The sequence below is a fragment of the Nocardia pseudobrasiliensis NBRC 108224 genome, from assembly GCF_001613105.1.
Taxonomy (GTDB): domain Bacteria; phylum Actinomycetota; class Actinomycetes; order Mycobacteriales; family Mycobacteriaceae; genus Nocardia; species Nocardia pseudobrasiliensis.
Genome location: NZ_BDBS01000075.1, coordinates 19,545 through 32,339 on the forward strand (window position 1 = coordinate 19,545; position 12,795 = coordinate 32,339).

General features: G+C 68.7%; 14 protein-coding genes and 1 pseudogene. 8 read left to right on the forward strand and 7 right to left on the reverse strand.

The features are described from left to right. Positions 1-6 precede the first annotated feature (6 nt). Genes NP4_RS38415 through NP4_RS38425 form a run of 3 tightly spaced genes read left to right on the forward strand, consistent with a single transcriptional unit; the run spans position 7 to position 2,530 of the window. Positions 7-1,158 (forward strand): ABC transporter ATP-binding protein, encoded by a 1,152-nt coding sequence (locus NP4_RS38415; RefSeq protein WP_068009233.1) that lies wholly within the window; start codon positions 7-9, stop codon positions 1,156-1,158. Next, positions 1,155-1,850, forward strand: a complete 696-nt coding sequence (locus NP4_RS38420) for an ABC transporter permease (RefSeq protein ID WP_068009235.1) — start codon at positions 1,155-1,157, stop codon at positions 1,848-1,850. The genes NP4_RS38415 and NP4_RS38420 overlap by 4 nt, the downstream gene beginning before the upstream one ends. Beyond that, complete coding sequence (locus NP4_RS38425) at positions 1,847-2,530, forward strand: ABC transporter permease (RefSeq protein ID WP_068009237.1); 684 nt, start codon at positions 1,847-1,849, stop codon at positions 2,528-2,530. The genes NP4_RS38420 and NP4_RS38425 overlap by 4 nt, the downstream gene beginning before the upstream one ends. Here NP4_RS38425 and NP4_RS38430 read toward each other — a convergent pair. Continuing rightward, entirely contained in the window at positions 2,527-3,144 is a 618-nt protein-coding gene (locus tag NP4_RS38430; protein WP_068009267.1) for a TetR/AcrR family transcriptional regulator, read from the reverse strand. The genes NP4_RS38425 and NP4_RS38430 overlap by 4 nt on opposite strands. Before the next feature lie 104 nt (positions 3,145-3,248). Here NP4_RS38430 and NP4_RS38435 point away from each other — a divergent pair, with 104 nt between their 5' ends. Together NP4_RS38435 and NP4_RS38440 are read left to right on the forward strand one after the other, a co-directional pair. Then, positions 3,249-4,184, forward strand: coding sequence for an oxygenase MpaB family protein (locus tag NP4_RS38435; protein WP_082876606.1), 936 nt, complete (start codon positions 3,249-3,251; stop codon positions 4,182-4,184). Between the two features lie 75 nt (positions 4,185-4,259). Continuing rightward, positions 4,260-4,682: a CBS domain-containing protein gene (locus tag NP4_RS38440; RefSeq protein WP_068009242.1), complete on the forward strand. Its 423-nt coding sequence runs from the start codon at positions 4,260-4,262 to the stop codon at positions 4,680-4,682. On the opposite strand, the gene NP4_RS38445 is transcribed toward NP4_RS38440, so the two are convergent. Genes NP4_RS38445 through NP4_RS38455 form a run of 3 tightly spaced genes read right to left on the reverse strand, consistent with a single transcriptional unit; the run spans position 4,683 to position 6,912 of the window. Then, a complete protein-coding gene (locus NP4_RS38445; RefSeq protein WP_245996854.1) occupies positions 4,683-5,342 on the reverse strand; it encodes a response regulator in 660 nt (219 codons plus the stop codon). Then, on the reverse strand, positions 5,309-6,421 hold the full coding sequence (locus NP4_RS38450) for a sensor histidine kinase (RefSeq protein WP_068009246.1): 1,113 nt from the start codon (positions 6,419-6,421) through the stop codon (positions 5,309-5,311). Before NP4_RS38450 ends, NP4_RS38445 begins: the two co-directional genes overlap by 34 nt. A gap of 5 nt (positions 6,422-6,426) precedes the next feature. Then, on the reverse strand, positions 6,427-6,912 hold the full coding sequence (locus tag NP4_RS38455) for a hypothetical protein (RefSeq protein ID WP_068009249.1): 486 nt from the start codon (positions 6,910-6,912) through the stop codon (positions 6,427-6,429). A 72-nt stretch (positions 6,913-6,984) separates the two neighbouring features. On the opposite strand from NP4_RS38455, the gene NP4_RS38460 reads away from it, so the two are divergent. From NP4_RS38460 to NP4_RS38470, 3 genes are read left to right on the forward strand one after another with little or no spacing between them, the layout of a single operon-like run. After that, positions 6,985-7,662, forward strand: coding sequence for a response regulator transcription factor (locus NP4_RS38460; RefSeq protein WP_373863904.1), 678 nt, complete (start codon positions 6,985-6,987; stop codon positions 7,660-7,662). Then, positions 7,659-8,978 carry a sensor histidine kinase gene (locus NP4_RS38465; RefSeq protein ID WP_068009251.1) on the forward strand — a complete coding sequence of 440 codons (1,320 nt, stop codon included), beginning with the start codon at positions 7,659-7,661 and terminating at the stop codon, positions 8,976-8,978. Before NP4_RS38460 ends, NP4_RS38465 begins: the two co-directional genes overlap by 4 nt. A 53-nt stretch (positions 8,979-9,031) precedes the next feature. Further along, the gene (locus tag NP4_RS38470) at positions 9,032-9,361 is read left to right on the forward strand and encodes a hemophore-related protein (protein ID WP_068009252.1); all 330 of its coding nucleotides are present in this window, start codon (positions 9,032-9,034) and stop codon (positions 9,359-9,361) included. A gap of 4 nt (positions 9,362-9,365) precedes the next feature. Here NP4_RS38470 and NP4_RS38475 read toward each other — a convergent pair whose 3' ends face one another. From NP4_RS38475 to NP4_RS38485, 3 genes and pseudogenes are all read right to left on the reverse strand, one after another. After that, the gene (locus tag NP4_RS38475) at positions 9,366-10,625 is read right to left on the reverse strand and encodes a glycoside hydrolase family 27 protein (protein WP_245996853.1); all 1,260 of its coding nucleotides are present in this window, start codon (positions 10,623-10,625) and stop codon (positions 9,366-9,368) included. A gap of 64 nt (positions 10,626-10,689) precedes the next feature. Further along, complete coding sequence (locus NP4_RS38480; protein ID WP_373863905.1) at positions 10,690-11,901, reverse strand: NAD(P)-dependent malic enzyme; 1,212 nt, start codon at positions 11,899-11,901, stop codon at positions 10,690-10,692. Positions 11,902-12,394: 493 nt separating this feature from the next. Continuing rightward, a pseudogene (locus NP4_RS38485) lies at positions 12,395-12,795 on the reverse strand (pyridine nucleotide-disulfide oxidoreductase); the annotation flags it as partial.

Genomic DNA, 12,795 nt, shown 5'->3' on the forward strand with positions numbered 1-12,795 from the left:
GACCACATGTCCGATATCGAGTTCAGCGGCGTCACCAAGACCTATCCGGACGGCACCACCGCGGTGACCGAGCTGGATCTGCGGATCGACTCCGGATCGTTCACCGTCTTCGTGGGGCCCTCGGGCTGCGGGAAGACGACGTCGATGCGGATGATCAACCGCATGATCGTGCCCAGTTCGGGCACGATCACCGTGGCGGGCAAGGATATTTCGACCGTCGATCCGGTGAAGCTGCGGCTCGGTATCGGCTATGTGATCCAGAGCGGCGGGCTGCTGCCGCATCGCACGGTGCTCGACAATGTCGCGACCGTACCTGTGCTGCAGGGCAAATCGCGGCGCGCGGCCCGCGCCGCGGCCCTGGAGGTGCTGGATCGGGTCGGCCTGGACCGGGCGCTGGCCAAGCGGTATCCGGCCCAGCTGTCGGGCGGTCAGCAGCAGCGCGTCGGCGTGGCGCGGGCGCTGGCCGCCGATCCGCCGGTCCTGCTGATGGACGAGCCCTTCAGCGCCGTCGATCCGGTGGTGCGCGAGGAGCTGCAGGCCGAAATGCAAAGACTGCAGGCGGAATTGCGCAAGACCATCGTCTTCGTCACCCACGATATCGACGAGGCCATCAAGCTGGGCGACAAGATCGCGGTCTTCGCCCGCGGCGGCGTGCTGCAGCAGTTCGACGCGCCGCAGAACGTACTCGCGCAGCCCGCAACGGATTTCGTGGCCGACTTCGCCGGGCGCGATCGTGGTTATCGCGGCCTGTCGTTCCGCGGGGCGCAGGGCGTGACGGTGCACGACATCCGCATCGCGACCACCGAGCAGGTGCACGAACTGCGCCTCGCCCAGGGTGAATGGGTGCTGGTGGTAGACGCGGCCCGGCATCCGCTCGGCTGGATGGATGTCACCGGAGTCGAGGGCATTCGCGCCGGACACGAACTGACCGACTGCGTCGCGGCGGGCGGTTCGCTGTTCCCGCCCGGCGGCGATCTGCGCCAGGCGCTCGACGCCGCCATCTCCTCGCCGTCGGGAATCGGTGTGGCCGTGGATGATTCGGGCGCGGCGACCGGCGGCGTGTACGCGACCGAGGTCATCGAACAGCTGGCCCGGCAGCGCGCCGACGAGGATGCCGAGCGCAACCGGCACTTCTTCGAGACGGAACACGCGCGATGAGATATCTGATCGACAACTTCGCCGAAATCGCCGGATTCGCCCGCACCCATTTGTCGCTGGCGCTGATACCGCTGATCATCGGCCTGGTCGTCGCCATTCCGGTGGGCACCGCGGCGCGGCGGGCGCGCTGGCTGCGCCGCATCACGACCACCGTTGCCAGCATCGCCTACACCATTCCGTCACTGGCGCTGTTCGTGATCATTCCCCCGCTGGCCGGGATCGCCACCATCGATCCGCTGAATGTGGTCATCGCGCTGAGCGTCTACTCGGTGGCACTGCTGGTGATCGCGGTGCCCACCGCCCTGGATTCGGTGTCGACCGCGGTCCTCGACGCGGCCGACGCCATCGGCTACACCCGGTTGCGCCGCGCCCTGACCGTCGAATTCCCCCTGGCGCTACCGGTTTTCGTGGCCAATCTGCGGGTGGTGGCGGTCACCAATATCTCGGCGGTCACCGTCGGCGCGCTGATCGGCGTCGGCGGACTCGGGAAGCTGTTCACCCAGGGCTATCAGCGCGACTATCCGGACGAGATCGTGGCGGGCATCATCGTGGTGCTCGTGCTGGCCCTCATCGTGGACCGGCTGCTGTATCTGCTCGGCCGCTGGGCCACGCCCTGGCTCAATACCGGCCGCCGCACGCTCACCCGTCGGGTTCGGCTGTCGGTGGATCTCGCGAAAGGGGCCGACGCGTGAACCTTTTCATCGATGCCTGGCACTATCTGACCACCTCGGCGAACTGGGGCGGACCCGCCGGAATCGACCAGCGCATCCTGGAGCATCTCTGGTACAGCTTCCTGGCCGTGGCGCTGTCGGCGGCCATCGCGCTGCCGATCGGCCTGATCATCGGGCACACCCGCCGCGGCGGCGGCGTGATCGTCGGCTTCGCCAATGCCATGCGCGCCCTGCCCACTCTGGGTCTGCTCACCTTCGTGGTGCTGCTGCTGGGTCTGGGGTTGATACCGCCGGTGCTCGCGCTCATCACCGTGGGCGTACCGCCGCTGCTGGCCGGCGCCTACGCGGGTATCGCGAATGTCGATCCGAATGTGGTCGACGCGTCGCGGGCCATGGGGATGAGCGAGCCGCGGGTGCTGTTCCGCGTCGAAATACCCAATGCGATGCCGGTGCTGCTCACCGGATTGCGCGGCGCCACACTGCAGGTCGTCGCGACCGCGACCATCGCGGCCTACGTCAATCTCGGCGGCCTGGGCCGCTACATCTTCGACGGCATCAGCCTCTACAAATACGACCGGGTGCTGGTCGGCGCGCTGTTGGTGGCCGTACTGGCCCTGATCCTGGACTCGGTCCTGGCGTTCGCCGTTTGGGCCAGCGTGCCGGGCACCGGACGGCTGCGGCGCTCGGCCCCGATCGACTAGCGCCGCGTCACGCCCGCGAGCAGACCGTCGGCGACGACATCGACCAGATGCTCACGGCTGGTGTCGAATTCGCCGCGCAGCCAGGCCGCGACCAGATCCATCACGCCGCTGACCGCCGCGAAGGACATCATCTCCAGATCGAGTCGGGGCGGGGCGGATTCGCCGAGCAGATCGGCCGACATCCCGGCCATGACGGTCGCGATCGCCCGGACGCTGTCGTGGCGGGCGCGCTGCAGCACCTCGGTCGTGGTGGCGGCGAGCAGCATCTTGCCGCGGCGCGGATCCGCGGTCACGAAGGCGATCGCGGCATCGGCCGCGGCGTGCACCTGGGCGGGCGACCGCGGCACGGCGGCGAGCGTCGCGGAGACCACGGCCGCCAGGCCGTCCTCGGTCACATCGCGGGCGATCGCCTCGAGCATGGCGTCGCGATCGGCGAAATGTTCGTAGAAGTAGCGGTCGTTGAGCCGCGCGCGGGCACAGACCGATCGCTTGGTGACCGCGTTGGGCCCGCCCTCGGCGAACAGATCCAGCGCCGCCTCCACCAGAGCCTCGCGCCGCTTGGCGCTGCGCTCGGCCGCCGACAGTCCGCCGTAACTGCGCGTCACCGATCCCATCCGGACCATTCTGCCTCTTGACGGGCCGAGTTATCTGGTGCACCCTGACACCACATAGATTTTTGGTGCCAAGGTGCACCAGATGAGGACAAGGGAGTTCTCCGATGTCGTGCCCGGTCAACCATGACGTACTGGAAATGCGCGGACTCGCAGGCCCGTCCGCCACAACCACGATCGCCGACCACTTCGGCGAGGTGAGCGGCTCGATCTTCGTCGCCGCCTTCGCCGCGGCGCTGTTCGATCAGGCCATGCTGCCGGAGGTTTCGGAGGCCCTCGAGGTGACCGGCCGAATCCGCAATACGCCGTGGCAGCGAGCCATGCGCTCGGCGGCCTCGGATCAGATCGCATTCCACGGCGCCGAATCCGACCGCCGCGCCGAGATGGAACGGCTCAAGCTGCTGCATCGCGATATCAAGGGCGTGGGCGCCAATGGAATTCGCTACAGCGCCCTGAATCCGGAGAGCTGGAACTGGATTCTCATCAGCACCTTCTTCATGTATCGCGGCGTGTTCGCGACGCTCACCGGAACCGAGCTCACCGCGGCCGACGATCAGGCGCTGTGGGATCGGTGGCGCGACGAGGTCGACGGATTGCAACTGCCCGGCCGCTCGCGGCTGGTGGAAAGCTTCACGGACCTGTGCGTCCACTACGACCGGATGGCCGCCGAGCGGCTCGAACGCACCAGCACCCTGGAATCCGCCGCCGAAACCGTGCGCCGCCCGCCGCGCCCGCCCTTCCTGCCCGCCCTCGCCCATCCGCTGTGGCTGCTGGCCCGTCCCGCCGCCGGGCACGTCGGCGCGATCCTCGGCTACGGCATCATGCAACCCGCTGCGCGCCAACATCTTCCGATGCGCTGGACCCGTCGCCACGATCTGGAGTTCGCGGCGCTGGCGACGATCCTGCGGCTGGCCTATCGCGTACTTCCCACCCGGCTCACCGACACACCCCTAGCCCGCAACCGACGGCAATACAACCGCCTGATCAGCGGCTATCGCGGTATCGGCCTGGAGTCCTTCGCGGCCGATCGACCCCTTGTGTGATCTGTGTCACGATAAGACATGGCATCCGGAGTCTCCACTCCGTCCGTTCGAGACAGGAGGTTCGCCGTGCAAGCCATGACAGCCCGCGACATCATGCACCGGGACGCGACCTGCATTCCGGCCGACGAAACCCTCGACCGCGCCGCCCAGGTGATGCGCGATCTGGATGTCGGGGCCCTGCCCATCTGCAATGAGGACCGTCTCATCGGCATGCTCACCGATCGCGACATCGTGATCCGCTGTGTGGCCGAGGGCCACGATCCCAGCCGGGTGCGCGCGGGCGACCTCGCCCAGGGCACTCCGCGCTGGGTCGATGCGGATACCGAGGTCAGCGAGGTCCTCGAACTGATGGAGGCCCATCAGATCAAGCGCGTACCGGTGATCGACAAGAGGAACGGCAAGCGGCTGATCGGCATGATCTGCGAATCGGATCTGGCCCGCACCATCGATGACAAGCAGTTGGCGCGGTTCATCTCCTCGGTATCGATTCCGCACTGATCAGCGGGCGATTCCGGTGCGATGCGCATAGGCGATCGCCTGTCCCCGATCGCGCACGCCGAGCTTGGCGAACAGCGAATTGATATGGCTCTTGACCGTGCTGACGCCGATGAACAGTTCCCTGGCGATCTCCGAGTTGTTGCGGCCCTGGGCCATCAGCCGCAGCACGTCGAGTTCGCGATCGGTGAGATCGACGTCGGGGCCGGGCGTGGGCGCGCCGAGGGCGGAGACCAGCCGCGCGCCCACATCGGCGGCGAGGGTGGTGTGACCGCTGGCCACCGAGCGGATGGCCGCCGCGATCTCGGCGCGGCCGGCGTCCTTGGTCAGATATCCGCGCGCGCCCGCGCGCAGCGCACCGGCGATGGACGCATCGTCGGCATAGGTGGTCAGCACGAGTACGGCCGTGTCCGGATGATCGGCGGTGACCGCCGCGGTCGCGGCGACGCCGTCGATGCCGGGCATGCGCAGATCCATCAGCACCACGCGCGGAGCCAGTCGGCGCACCAGCTCCACCGCCTCGGCCCCGTCGCGGGCCTCGCCGACCACCTCCACATCGGGCAGCAGCGACAGCACCGTGGTGAGCCCGTCGCGCACCGTGGTCTGATCGTCGGCCACCACCACGGTGATCATCGACGCGGCACCCGGATTCGAATCGTCCACCGCCCGTTCTCCTTTCCCGCCTCCACCGTGCCGCCCGAGGCGGCGATCCGCTCCCGCATGCCGAGCAGTCCCGCGCCCGCGCCGGAGGCCGCGAGCGTGATGCGCTGGGCGGCAAGCGGATTCGACGCCGTCACCACCAGCTGAGCGGCTTCGTCGCGGATGGTCAGCGTCACGGGCTGCCCCGGCGCGTGTTTGCGGGCATTGGTCAGCGCCTCCTGCACCGCCCGGGCCAGCGCCACGGCCACCTGCTGGTCCGATCCGCGCAGTTCGGCATCCGTTCTGATCTCCAATTGCCCACCGGCGCCGCGATATTCGTCGTAGAGCCGCTGCAATTCGACGCTCAGGTCGAAGTCGTCGGCCCGTAGCGCACCCACCACCCGGCGGGCGTCCTCGAGTCCGGAGGCCGCGAGCCGGTGCGAGGCCTTGACCCGTTCGGTCGCGCGGTCCACCTCACCCGCCTCGAGCAGCGCGTCGGCGGCGTCGAGCTGCAGTACCAGCCCGCCGAGGGTGTGGGCGAGCACATCGTGCATATCGCGGGCGATGCGGCCGCGTTCGGCCAGTGCGGCGGCTCGATCGCGTTCGACGCGAATCATCCGATTCTGTTCCACCAGTAGGCGATTCTGCTCCGCGGAGATTCGCGACTGACGTCGGCTCCAGCCCATGACGCCGGAAACGCCGAGTCCGAGCAGCAGACCGAGCAGCGCGCGCGGCGGATCGGGTGTGGCGGCGATGGACACGCAACTGCACAGCACGGTCAGCGCCGCGATGCCCAGGCAGATCAGCACCGGCTCGGTGGCCAGCGACAGGGCCACGAAGACCGTGGCGAGGACCGTGATCTTCGATCCGATCAATTGGTCCACGGTCAGTCCGCCGCCGATCGCCATGGCGCACAGGAATATTCGCGCACCGGTAGGAGTCAGCACGAAGCCCGCCCAGCCGATCCAGGAGATCACCGCGCCCACCACGAGCCACGGATGCTGCCACAGCGATTGATTCACCGACCAGCCCACCACGGTCACGAACCCGACCAGGCGTAACAGCCTGGACAGGCGCGTGGGGGTATAGGGTGCGGCGATCATCGGATTCAGTGTGCCCCAATCGGCCGCAGCTGCTCGGCACGCCAGGTCAGCACCAGTGTGCGACCCGCCCGATTCAGCGCCAGCATGATCAGGATGACCCCGACCGCGGTCACGATGGTCGCCCCGAGCATATGCGCCCAGACGTCCACCCCGATCCGCACGGCCAGCAGGACGAACCACAGCGCCGAGCCGAGCAGTCCGGTGCGCGCCCACAGCCGCCCGTCGGTCTCACGAATCTGCGACAGCCACCCCATCGCGACGCCGACCGCCAGGCTCAGCACCGCCGACAGCACCAGCAGCGCCACCGCGACCACGCCGATCGAACCCGTTACCGCGGTCTTCATCTGCACCAGCCCGATCACCGCGATGACGACCGGCGCCCGCCACATCCGCGCCGCGTCCAGCGGCCGCCATTGGCTCTGCCGATAGATGATCCACCCCAGCACGGCGACGACCAGGGCGCCTTCGATGACCGCGTTCTGCATGCTCATGCCATCTACGGTCGCCGTCGCGGGCGCTGCCACCCACCACCCGCGGGTGGAACGCGGGTGGAGAATGTGGACGTGCGAGAACCGGGACGCATCCTTCTGATCGAGGACGCCGAGGCCATTCGGGTGGCGGTCGCGTCCGCGGTCGCCGCGGCCGGACACGAGATATTGACCCGCGAACACGGCGACCGACTCGAGGACGATCTCGACCGATTCCGGCCGGATGTGGTGGTCCTGGACGTGATGCTGCCCGGCCGAGACGGATTCGCCCTGCTCGATACCGTTCGAGCCCGATGTCGCGCGGGCGTGGTCATGCTCACCGCCCGCGACGGGGTGGCCGATCGGGTACGCGGCCTGCGCTCGGGCTCCGACGACTATGTGGTGAAGCCGTTCGACCTCACCGAACTGGTGGCCCGCATCGAGGCGCTGCTGCGGCGGATGGGCCGGTTGCGGACCCGGATCACGATCGGGGATCTCGAGGTCGACGTGGACTCCGGCCTGGTATCGCGCGGCGACGAGCCGATCGCGTTGACCGCCACCCAATTCAAACTACTGGCCTATCTCGCGGGCCATCGGGACCGGGTGGTCACCAAGACCCAGATCCTCACGGCTGTCTGGGGTTACGAGGCGTACGACCCGAATCTGGTGGAGGTCCACGTCAGCGCCCTGCGCCGCAAACTCGAGGAGCACGGGCCGCGCCTGCTGCACACCGTGCGCGGCCTGGGTTACGCACTGCGGGTGGGCGAACGATGAGAACGGTCTCCCTGCGCAGGCGCGTAACCCTAACCGCCGCGGCGGTTTCCGCGGCGGCGCTGGTGGTGGCGGCGCTGCTGGTGCAGGGGTTGTTCACGGTGGTCGTGCATCGCGGCGAGAACGCCGTGCTCACCGATCGCGTGCAGTTGGCCAGACAGCTTGCGCAGGAAGGGGTTACGGCACCGGAGTTGATGAGCCGGATCGACAATCGATCGATCCGGGCGCGGCTGGAGCTGGCCGACGGCCGCGTCTACGACAACCCCGACGCCCGCCGCGATACCGAGGCTTCCCCGATTCGGCGCGTAACCCTCAGGGCGCCGGGTGAATTGGACCGGGCGCGGTTGACGGTGCAGGTGGACACTCCCCTGCTGGCCCGGGTGCAGTCCCGGCTGGGCCTCGTTCTGGCCGGTGCGGTCGCGGCGGCGATCGCGGTGATCACCGGCGGTCTGTGGTTCGGCGTGCGGCGGGCGCTCGCCCCGCTGGATTCGATGACCCGGCTGGCCCGAGAGATCACCCGGGGCGGTCGCGGCCGGCGGCTCGCGCCCACCCGCACCGATACCGAGTTGGGCCGTACCGCGGGCGCGTTCGACGAAATGCTCGACGCCCTCGAGGGAGCCGAGGCACGCGCCCGCGCCTCCGAACGGCAGCTGCGCGGCTTCGTCGCCGACGCGGCCCATGAGCTGCGCACCCCGGTCGCGGGCATCCGGGCGATCGCCGAGGCGATCCTGCATCAACCCGCCGAAACCGATCCCGCCGAACGCGACCGCATGCACCTGCTGCTGATACGCGAGGCCCAGCGCGCCGGTCGACTGGTCGAGGATCTGCTCGATATGGCTCGCATCGACGCGGGACTGCAACTGCGCACCGAACCGGTGGATCTGTACGAACTGGCCCGCACCCACCTCGACCGGATGCGAATGCTGCACCCGGACATAGATTTTCACCTCGAGGGCGATCCGATGACCGTCACCGGCGACCCCGACCGCCTCGGCCGGATCCTGGTCAATCTGCTCGACAATGCTTGCCAGGCGATGTCCGAAATCCCCGGCGGCGCCGTCACCGTCGAGATCGCGCGCCTCGCGACGACCGCCGTCGTACGGGTGCGCGATACCGGCCCCGGTGTGCCCGAGGGGGACCGCGAGCGCATCTTCGACCGCATGGTCCGCCTCGACGCCTCCCGCGCCCGCCGCTCCGAGGGTTCCGGCCTGGGCCTGGCCATCGCCCGCGGCACGGCTCGCGCGCACGGCGGCGATCTGATCTGCCTCGCTCCGCTCGACGGCGGGCCCGGTGCGCTGTTCGAGCTGAGGATCGGCTGAAGAATCCCGGCCGATTCAGCCCGTCTTCAGCGTGGCCGGGCAGATTCGAAGACATGAAACGCACCCTCGCCACACTGCTCACCGCCGCGGCGGCCACCACCGCCCTGACCTTCGCCGTCCCCACCCTCGCCGCGGCCGACGGTCCCGACTGCGGTCCCGCCGCCCGCGCACAGGTTCGCGCCCAGGTGGCCCCGCAGGTCGCGGCCTTCCTCGCCGCCCATCCCGATCTGGCCGCCGAACTCGCCAAGATCCATTCCCTGCCCAAGGATCAGCGCAAGGCCGAGCGACAGACCTACCGTCGAGACCACGCACAGGAACTGAAGGACTTCCGCGCCGTCCGCCAGCCCCTGATCGACTACCGCAGGGCCTGCCACCGCGGATGACCGGCTAGCGCGGACCGACGCGGAACAGCACGGTGTCGTGCGCCGCGACCTCGGCGCTGAGCGCACGATCCAGCGGTATGACGCGACTGTCCCAGAGATTCCGGGCGACATAGTGATTCGACCGAGCCAATCGAAGTTCACTGAGCGGCACGGTGATCCGTGCGGGCGAGTCGCCGGGATTGGTCAGCGCGATCGCCACCGAGCCATCGGAAAGCGCTCTGCGCCAGACCTTCTCGCCGCTTCCGGCCACCGGCTCGGCGGGCGCGCCCAACGGGTCCTGATCCACCGCGATCACCTCGGCATCGGTCAGCAGTTTCACCGTCTCCGCGCCGGTGAACGCCAAGGGATTACCGGCGATCAGCGGTGCGGCCAGCATGGCCCACATACCCAGTTGGGTGCGCTGTTCGGCGGGGGTGAGACCGGGATAGGGCGTGCCGGGCGCGCCCGGCACCCCGAGTACCAGCATGTCCGGATCCAGCCAATGATCCGGACCCTGCCGCGCGGTCAGCGGGCCGGTGGCGTCGAGGACCTCGCGCAGGCCCTGATCGCCTTGCGGCCCCTCGCGCAACTTCCAGCCCGGCAGCAGATCGTTGGTGGTCCGCCACGTCGTCGCGACGCCCGACCAGTCGTAACGCGCACCCGGCGGGGTCCGGTCGATATCGCTGTTGGGATTGATGCTGTAGACGATCGGACGTCCGGTGGCGCGCAACGCGTCCCGCATCCGGATGAACGCGCCGACCTGCGCGCCCGGATCCGATTCGGTCGAACACCAGTCGTATTTCAGGTAGTCCACACCCCATGCGGCGAAGGTCGCGGCGTCGAGGCGCTCGTGGCCGCGGCTGCCGGTGCTGCCGGGATAGCTGCCGCCCACCTGCGCGCAGGTCCGGGCGTTGGGACTTTCGTAGAGGCCGAATTTCAGGCCGCGCGCGTGCACATAATCGGCCAGCGCGCGCATTCCGCCGGGAAACCGGGTCGGATCTGCCTGCAGCGCACCATTTTCCGCGCGATCGGGAGCGAACCAGCAGTCGTCGACGACGACATAGCGATAGCCCGCGTCGCGCATACCTGTGGACACCATCGCGTCGGCGGCGTGCTCGGTCAGCCCGGCGTCGATATCACAGCCGTAGGAATTCCAGGTGTTCCAGCCCATCGGCGGGGTGGGCGCGACACCCGCGAGCGCGACGGCCGTTTCGCCGAGTCTGCCGGTGCGCACCGGTGTCACCGCGGCGCCCCCGCACAGCAGCAGTACGGCGATCAATACCACGAACAGGAAGGGGCGCTTCGCTCGCCGTTGAGCGAAGCGCCCGCCAGGTAACCGAAGGGCCTTGCTACGCAACGCCTTCGGCACGCGCGGCGGCGGCCACGGCCTCGGCGACCGCGGGAGCGACGCGCGGGTCCAGCGGACTCGGCACGATCTTGTCGACAGCGAGTTCGTCACCGACCACGGCCAGGATGGCGTCGGCGGCGGCGATCTTCATACCCTCGGTGATACGACGGGCGCCGGCGTCCAGCGCGCCCTTGAACACGCCCGGGAAGGCGAGCACATTGTTGATCTGGTTCGGGAAGTCGCTGCGGCCGGTCGCGACGATCGCGGCGTAGCGATGCGCCACCTCGGGGTGGATCTCCGGATCGGGATTCGACATCGCGAACACGATCGACTCCGGAGCCATCGAGGCGATCAGTTCCTCGGCGATGGTGCCCGCCGAAAGACCCAGGAACACATCGGCCCCGGCCATCGCCTCGACCGCGCCGCCGGAGATGCCGCGCGGGTTGGTGCGCTGCGCCAGATCGGCCTTCACGGCGTTCAGATCGGTGCGGTCCCGGCTCACAATGCCCTTGGAGTCGAGCACCACGATGTCCGAAACGCCCGCGGCCAGCAGGATATTGGTGCAGGCCACACCGGCCGCCCCGGCGCCGGACACCACGACCTTCAGACCCTCGACACCGCGGCCCTGCACCTTGGCGGCGCCGTTGAGCGCGGCCAGCACCACGATCGCGGTGCCGTGCTGGTCGTCGTGCATCACCGGGCAGTCCAGCGCCTCGATGACGCGCTTCTCGATCTCGAAGCAGCGCGGGGCGGAGATGTCCTCGAGGTTCACCGCGCCGAAGCTCGGGCGCAGCCGGATCAGGGTCTCCACGATCTCGTCGACATCCTTGGTGTCCAACACGATCGGGATCGAGTCCAGTCCGGCGAACTTCTTGAACAGGGCGGCCTTACCCTCCATCACCGGCAACGAGGCACGCGGGCCGATATCGCCCAGGCCGAGCACCGCCGTGCCGTCGCTCACCACGACGACCAGACGGTCGGTCCAGGTGTAGCGCTTGGCCAGCGTGTGGTCGGCGTGGATGGCCCGGCTGACCTGCGCCACACCCGGGGTGTAGGCGATGGACAGGTCGCGCTGGGTCTCCAACGGTGCGGCCAGTTCCACCGAGAGCTTGCCCCCGAGATGACCCGCGAAAATTTCCTCGTGCGTAATAGCGGACAGGCTCGCCGAATCGGTTTCACGGCTCGCCGTGGCGGCGTTCGGTGCATCAGTCACGGGTGACACGATTTCACTCCTGCTCGGTGTCGACTAAACCGTCTGGCGGTTACCGTCGGGTATTTGATATCAGTGTTTTTCGGGTTACTCGCCGGGTGCGCTGATGACGCTCACCCATGCGGCGCAATACCGTTCGATAGTGTCATCGCGGCAAACCGCACCAGGTATTACGGCGTATCGCTGCACAGATCCGTCGAGCCAGAACCGGACGGGTGGGTCCGGGCAATGCCGTGGGGTGGGCCGCGGATCCGGAGCAGTGCGTCACGGGTCGCGGTTCACCATCCTCCCCGACCGGGCGGTGGCGTCGGCCAGGGATCGGAACATTCTGCCAGCAGGAAGTTGCGGATGCCAAATCCCCCTGGCGGCGGCTGGTCGGGGCGAGAACCATCTTCCGAGCGTAAGGGGCGCGAATTACCCCGACGTAAGGGGAAACTCGCATACCGGGCGGGCCTCGGTGAACTGTCGCACCGCGACCACCCGACCCGGTGTGAGCTCAGGCCGGGGTGAGATCCACATGCGGGGTCGCGGGTCCGGGATCGCGCTGTTCGGGCTGCACCCAGACGCTTTGGACGCCACCTGCGTGCAGCCGGATGCGCCAATCGGTCGCCTCACCGGGATGGTCGGTGCGCCGATGCATACCGCGGGTCTCGGTGCGGGCCAGGGCACTGTATTTGGTCCAGCGCGCCACGGCCAGCAGCGCGGCCGCCTCGCGGGCGCGCAGGCGCTCGGGCCCGTTGCCGCCGAGATCGCATTCGGTGACCGGCCACATGCCGTCGAGTTCGGCAATGCTGTCGCGCAGGCTGCCCGCGCTGCGCCAATAGCTGCGCCGCAGCGGCAACGTGTGCTCCTGGACCAGACCGACGACCGCGCGCGGATCGATACTGGCCGTGGTCG